Here is a 6,012-nt window from a genome sequence, read left to right on the forward strand (position 1 = left end):
CCGGGCGGGCCGCGTGACGAGCCGGACCCCCTGGTCCCGGCCGGACGGAAGACCGCCGCGGCCGGCCTGCCGGCCGGGTACGCCGAGGAGACCGAGGGGGCCGGAGTCCGCCGGTGGGCGGCCGGCCCTGCCGGACGGCGGCGGCCGTCGCGTCGCCGTGGTCGAGGTCACGGGTGCGGAGGTGACGTCCTTCGCGGGGGTCGCGCGGGAGCACGCGGAGCGGCGGGGGCGGGGGCGTGCTCCCCCGCGGAGCGGCGGGCCGGCCACCGCCGTTTCCGGGAGCGCGGGGGCGCCCCGGTGGAGGACGGCACCGCCGTCGTGTGCCCGGCCTCCGGGGTGGTGCGGGCCTCCTGGCCTTCCCGGCGGTCCCGCGCCGTCTCCTCCCCGGCACCGCCGTCCCCGTTCGCAGCGGGGGCGGCGGTGTCCGCGGTCGCGGGGCGGTCCCGGCGCCCCCGGGGAGCGGTCCCTGCTTCGACCGCGGGGGAATCCGGTGTCCGCACGCCCCGGGAAACCAAACCTAGACAGGTGTCAAATTCTTGGTTAGGTTGACCGGACTTCACCGCTGGAAGGCAGGACCTGCCACGACGCGGCAGGTTCACACCTCAATGACGAGGGGATCGACTATGGAACTCGACGGCAGGATCGCGGTCGTCACCGGAGCGGCTTCGGGCATGGGCCTGGCCGCCGTGAAAGTCCTGGCGGAAGCCGGTGCCACGGTGTACGGCATGGATCTGCGGCAGGAGGACCTCGACCGCGAGTTCGCCGGTCTGGAACGGGTCCGGGGGCAGGCCGCGGACGTCTCCGACTCCGCCGCGGTGAACCGCGTCTTCGACCGGGTCCGCGGGGACCACGGCCATCTGCACATCCTCGTGAACGCCGCCGGCGTCGCCACCCCGAGCAGGGCGAAGCAGGCGTGGGTGGACGGGATCAACCAGCGGATGACCGAGTCCTTCAAGAGCGGCGAGACCTACCACCCGGAGTTCCTGGACGGCATCTCCGACGAGGACTTCGACCGCGTCGTCGCGATCAACCTCAACGGCACGTTCTACACGATCCGTGCCGCCGTTCCGCTCATGAAGGCCGCCGGCAGCGGTTCGATCATCAACTTCGCGTCCGTCGCCGGTCTCATCGGCCTGCCGATGCCCGCCTACTACCCGGCGTCGAAGGCGGCGGTCGTGGGCCTCACCAAGGCGGTGGCGGCGGAACTCGCCCCCTTCGACATCCGGGTCAACGCGCTGGCCCCGGCCGGCATCAGGACGGCCATGCTCACGGCGTCCGGCGACGACCACGTCCAGGCCCTGCTGGCCCTCCAGCCGCTGAAGCGGCTCGCCGAGCCCGACGAGATCGGCCGGACGGTCCTCTTCCTCGCCTCGGACGCGGCGGGCCACTACACCGGTCAGACGCTGTCGCCGTCCGGCGGCGCCCTCATGCTCTGACCCCTTCAGCACACCGGACGGAGAAGAACCAGTGCAGCACACCGAAGCCCCGGAACCCACCGTCGCCCTCACCGAGACGCCCGGCGTGGAACGCCGCTTCCTCGAGGTCCTGGACGACACCATCCGCGCGGACATCGCGAGCGGCGCCTACCACGGGGCGAACGTCGTCGTGGCCCGCCACGGCGAGATCGCCCTGCGCGGCAGCTACGGACTGGCCGACGCCGCCACCGGCCGCCCGACCCGGCGGGAGGACGTCTACCGCATCCTGTCCATGTCCAAGGGCTTCACCAACGCCCTGGTCCTCCGGGCCCTCAGCGAGGGCCGACTGATGCTGTCGACCCGCGTCGTCGACCTCGTTCCGGAGTTCTTCGGCACCGAGCCGTTCCGTGCGGCCCGCAAGGACCGGATCAACCTCGCCCACCTGCTCACCCACCGGGCCGGGATGCCCGCCACGCCCAACCCGGGCCTGGGCCCGGAGGGTTTCGCGGTGCTCGCCGACGTCATCAAGGCGCTGGGCGGCGTCGACGTCGTACACGAACCGGGCACGAACCTGAACTACTCGGCGGCCATCAACCACGCGCTGATGGGCGAGATGGCCCGGCGCGCCTACGGCGCCGACTCGTTCCGTGAGCTGATGCGGGAGAAGGTCTTCGAACCGGTCGGCATGACGCACACCCGGTTCGGGATGCCCGCCGAGTGGCGCGAGCGGGGCGTGCCGCTGAAGGTCATCGTCGCCAACGACTCCTGGCTCAAGCCCGAGGACATCGAGTGCCTCAACGACGTCATCGACCGCGAGGACGCCGAGATGCCGTGGGTCGGCGCGGTGTCCACCATCGACGACGTCTTCGCGTTCACGGAGATGCTGCGCAACGGGGGACGCACGTCCTCCGGGGAGCAGCTCATCGGCGAGGCGGTGCTGGACTTCGCCACGACCAACCAGACCGGCGACCAGATCAACGACCTCTACGGCATGGTCGCCGCCGCCCGCAAGTGGGATCTCCCGCCGGGCAACATGGGCCTGGGCATGGCCCTCGCCGGCACGGGGACGCACGCCCGCTTCTTCGGCCCGTTCGTCTCGCCGCGCACCTTCGGCTCCTACGGCGCCGGTTCGTCCCTGCTGTGGGTGGACCCCGTCTCGGGCATGTCCTTCTGTTTCCTCTCCTCCGGCGTGATGGACGAGGGCGACAACGTCGCCCGCTTCCAGAAGCTCTCCTCGATCGTCGCCTCCGCCGTCACCGGCGTCTGACCCGCGAAAGGACCAGGCCATGACATCACTGCAGGAAGAGGCCCGCCCCGTGGGCCGCTGCCCCGTCGCCCACGGTTTCGACGCGATGGGGGACGCCTACTACCGGGACCCGGCCGCTCACCTGGCCACGGTCCGGGACGCCGCACCGGTGTTCTGGTACCCGCACCTGAACGCGTGGATCGTCACGCGGCGCGAGGACTGCCTCACCGTCCTGTCGGACTGGAAGACCTACTCCTCGGCCGCCAACTCGGCGGCGGACGTGCCGGAGAAGCACCGGGAGGTCTACCCGCCGGACCTCGTGTCGAAGATGATCGTGGGCCAGGACCCGCCCGGCCACACCGAGACGCGTTCCGTGGCCCAGCGGGGCTTCGTCAAGGAGCGCATGGACCGGCTGCAGCCGGAGATCGAGGCCCGGGCGCACCGCATCATCGACCGGTTCGAGAACAACGGTTCGGCGAACCTGCTCGAGGAGTACTCGCTGGAGCTGACCACCCAGACGATCATGGCGCTGCTGGGTCTCGGCTACGAACACGAGGCGATGCTCAGGCAGTTGCGCGACGACCTGTTCGCCGTGCTGTCGTCCGCCCACGAACCGCTGCCCGAACCGGGGCGGACCGAGGTGTGGGACCGCTTCGTCGAGGCCAACCTGAAGCTGCGCGCCATCGTCGAGGAGCGGCGTGACTCCGACGCCGACGACATCATCTCCGTGATGGCGTCGGCCAGGGCGAAGGACGGCTCGTACGCGCTGCCCACGCCGCAGATCGCCCTGCACGTCTCCGAGTTCGCCGCGGCCGGCACGGACACCACCGCCCAGGCGATGACCAACGCGGTGATCTTCCTGGCCCGGAACCCCGGGGCGCTGCAGGACGCGCTCGCCGAGCCGGAGCTGTGGCCCCGGGTCTTCGAGGAGACGGTGCGGCGCCGCCCGTCCTCGACGTTCACCTCCCGCCGGGTGACGCGCGACGTGGAACTGTCGGGCGTGAAGATCTCGGCCGGTGACATGGTGTGGGTCGCGCTGGCCTCCGCCAACACCGATCCCCGGCACGTCGAGCGGCCCTTCGAGTTCGACATCCACCGTCCCGACCCCGAGGACCACCTGGCCTTCACCGCCGGACGGCACACCTGCCTGGGCAATCCGCTCGCCAGGGTCCAGGGCGCGACGGGTCTGCGCGTGCTCTTCGAGCGGCTGCCGTCGCTGCGTCCCGACGACACCGACGAGCTGGACTTCCTGCGCATGGCCCTGCTCCCGGTGCGCCGTTCGCTGCACGTGCACTGGGACGTCGCGGACGTCGAACGGTCGAGGACGCGCACCGTGCGCACGCTCGACCTGGAGGTGACGGAGCGCACCGAGGCGTCGGACGGCGTCGTCGCCCTGGCCCTGAGCCACCCCGACGGCGGAGAGCTGCCGCCGTGGAAGGCCGGCGCCCACATCGATGTCCACGTGCCCCGGGGGGACGGCGGGGAGGGCGAGCCGTGGGTGCGCCAGTACTCGCTGGCCTCCGACCCCGAGGACCGCACCGCCTACCGCATCGGCGTGCTGCGGGAGGAGGCCGGCCGGGGCGGGTCGGCGGCGGTGCACGACGTGCTGACCGCCGGGTCCCGGGTCACCGTGTCCTGGCCGCGCAACAACTTCCGGCTCCTGCCCTCGCCGCGCTACCTCTTCATCGCCGGGGGCATCGGCGTCACCCCGATCCTGCCCATGATCAAGGAGGCCGAGCGTGCCGGGGCCGAGTGGGACCTCGTCTACGGAGGGCGCACCCTCGCGTCGATGGCCTTCCGCGAGGAACTGGCCGCCCACGGCGACCGGGTCACGCTGGTCCCGCAGGACCGGGACGGGCTGATCGACCTGGCCGGTCTGCTCGGTGAGGTGCGTGACGACACGCTCGTCTACGCGTGCGGGCCCGAGCCCCTGCTGCGCGCCGTCGAGGAGAACACCGCCCACTGGCCGAAGAACTCCCTGCGCATGGAGCGGTTCGCCCCCAAGCCCGTGGAGCGCACCGTCCCGGACACGCCGTTCCAGGTGGAGTTCGCCGAGTCGGGGACGGTCGTCGAGGTCGGTGCGGACGAGACGATCCTGGAGGCCGCGGAGAAGGCCGGGCTGCCGGTGGTGTCCTCGTGCAAGACCGGAACGTGCGGCACCTGCGAGACGCGCATCGTCTCCGGCCGCGCCGACCACCGGGACTCGATCCTCACCGCGTCGGAGCAGGAGGCCGGCGAGACCATGCTGATCTGCGTGTCCCGGGCCGAGGCCGGGTGCCCGCGGCTGGTGCTCGGCGGCTGACGCCGGCGGCGCCCGCGTCCTCGCACCGCTCCGCCGGGAGACCCGTGACCCGGGTCTCCCGGCGGAGGCGTGCCGGCCTCCCGGTCCGACCGGTCGCCTCAGTCGTCGAACAACCGGGCCCACTGCCGGGCCAGTGAGGTGAGGATCAGCTCCTCCCGCTCCTTGTGCCCGCGGATGTACAGGAAGTAGAAGTTGCGCTCCAGGCTCATCATGAGCGTGGTCATGTGCGCTTCGCGCTCCGCCCGCTCCTCCTGCGTCGCGCCGTCGAGGTGGAGTGCGGCGTGGGCCGACGAGACACGCCGGATCAGGCCCAGCCACTCCTCGAGCACGTCCGGGTCGACGGCCATGGCCTGGCTGACGGCCTCGAACTCCGTGGCGTAGCGCAGCCACATCCCGCGGGCGGTCCCCAGCCACTCCCGCAGGGCCTCGACGGTGTGCCGCGGCATCCCGTCCAGCGCTTCGTAGAGCTCGGCGACCTCGGCCTCGATCTCGCTCATGCGGACCCTGATGATCTGGGACTTGCTGTTGAAGTACAGGTACAGGTTGGCGCGGCTGCTGCCGGCCGCGGCCGCGATCTGGGCCATCGACGTGCTCTCGTAGCCCCGTTCCTTGAAGAGGCGCAGAGCCTCGTCGACGAAACGCTGACGCGTGGCCGTGCTCTTGGCCGTGCGGTTGGCTGCCATGCGGAACACCTGGCTCACGGAGAGGAACTGACGGATCGGAACACCTGGGGGCACCGGGGGCAGCATTCGGCTCGCCCGCCGGGGGCGGGGCGGCACTGCCCGGTGAAGTGTAGCCATTCGGGTGAACCGCGTGGCGGGGACACTCCACGGCGCCCCGTCCGGGCGGTGCACCGCACCCGTCCGGCCCCGAGGGGCGAGGACGGCCCCCGCCCCCGTACGGGCGGTCCGTCGCACGGGACTGCCGGTGCCCAGCCCCTGCGCCCCGGCGCCGTGTGGTCCCAGATCATCAGGGTCCGCATGAGCGAGATCGAGGCCGAGGTCGCCGAGCTCTACGAAGCGCTGGACGGGATGCCGCGGCACACCGTC

The 6,012-nt window shown here is 71.9% G+C and carries 4 protein-coding genes; 3 read left to right on the forward strand and 1 reads right to left on the reverse strand.

Annotated elements, in window-relative coordinates; all coding sequences use genetic code 11:
- Positions 1-623 precede the first annotated feature (623 nt).
- The 3 genes from AOK18_RS28565 to AOK18_RS28575 are packed head-to-tail and all read left to right on the forward strand — an operon-like array spanning position 624 to position 4,963.
- Positions 624-1,436, forward strand: coding sequence for an SDR family NAD(P)-dependent oxidoreductase (locus AOK18_RS28565; protein WP_055696197.1), 813 nt, complete (start codon positions 624-626; stop codon positions 1,434-1,436).
- Between the two features lie 31 nt (positions 1,437-1,467).
- A complete protein-coding gene (locus AOK18_RS28570) occupies positions 1,468-2,682 on the forward strand; it encodes a serine hydrolase domain-containing protein (protein WP_055696198.1) in 1,215 nt (404 codons plus the stop codon).
- Between the two features lie 19 nt (positions 2,683-2,701).
- The gene (locus tag AOK18_RS28575; RefSeq protein ID WP_055572635.1) at positions 2,702-4,963 is read left to right on the forward strand and encodes a cytochrome P450; all 2,262 of its coding nucleotides are present in this window, start codon (positions 2,702-2,704) and stop codon (positions 4,961-4,963) included.
- Positions 4,964-5,061: 98 nt separating this feature from the next.
- Here AOK18_RS28575 and AOK18_RS28580 read toward each other — a convergent pair whose 3' ends face one another.
- The gene (locus tag AOK18_RS28580) at positions 5,062-5,646 is read right to left on the reverse strand and encodes a TetR/AcrR family transcriptional regulator (protein ID WP_055572634.1); all 585 of its coding nucleotides are present in this window, start codon (positions 5,644-5,646) and stop codon (positions 5,062-5,064) included.
- Positions 5,647-6,012: the final 366 nt, after the last annotated feature.

Origin of the sequence: Streptomyces prasinopilosus, assembly GCF_001419695.1 — a bacterium.
Classification (GTDB): Bacteria; Actinomycetota; Actinomycetes; order Streptomycetales; family Streptomycetaceae; genus Streptomyces; species Streptomyces prasinopilosus.

Coding starts and splice junctions, on each gene's coding strand:
- AOK18_RS28580 (WP_055572634.1), bottom strand. CDS start 5,646: ATGGCAGCCAACCGCACGGCCAAGAGCACGGCCACGCGTCAGCGTTTC.
- AOK18_RS28565 (WP_055696197.1), top strand. CDS start 624: ATGGAACTCGACGGCAGGATCGCGGTCGTCACCGGAGCGGCTTCGGGC.
- AOK18_RS28575 (WP_055572635.1), top strand. CDS start 2,702: ATGACATCACTGCAGGAAGAGGCCCGCCCCGTGGGCCGCTGCCCCGTC.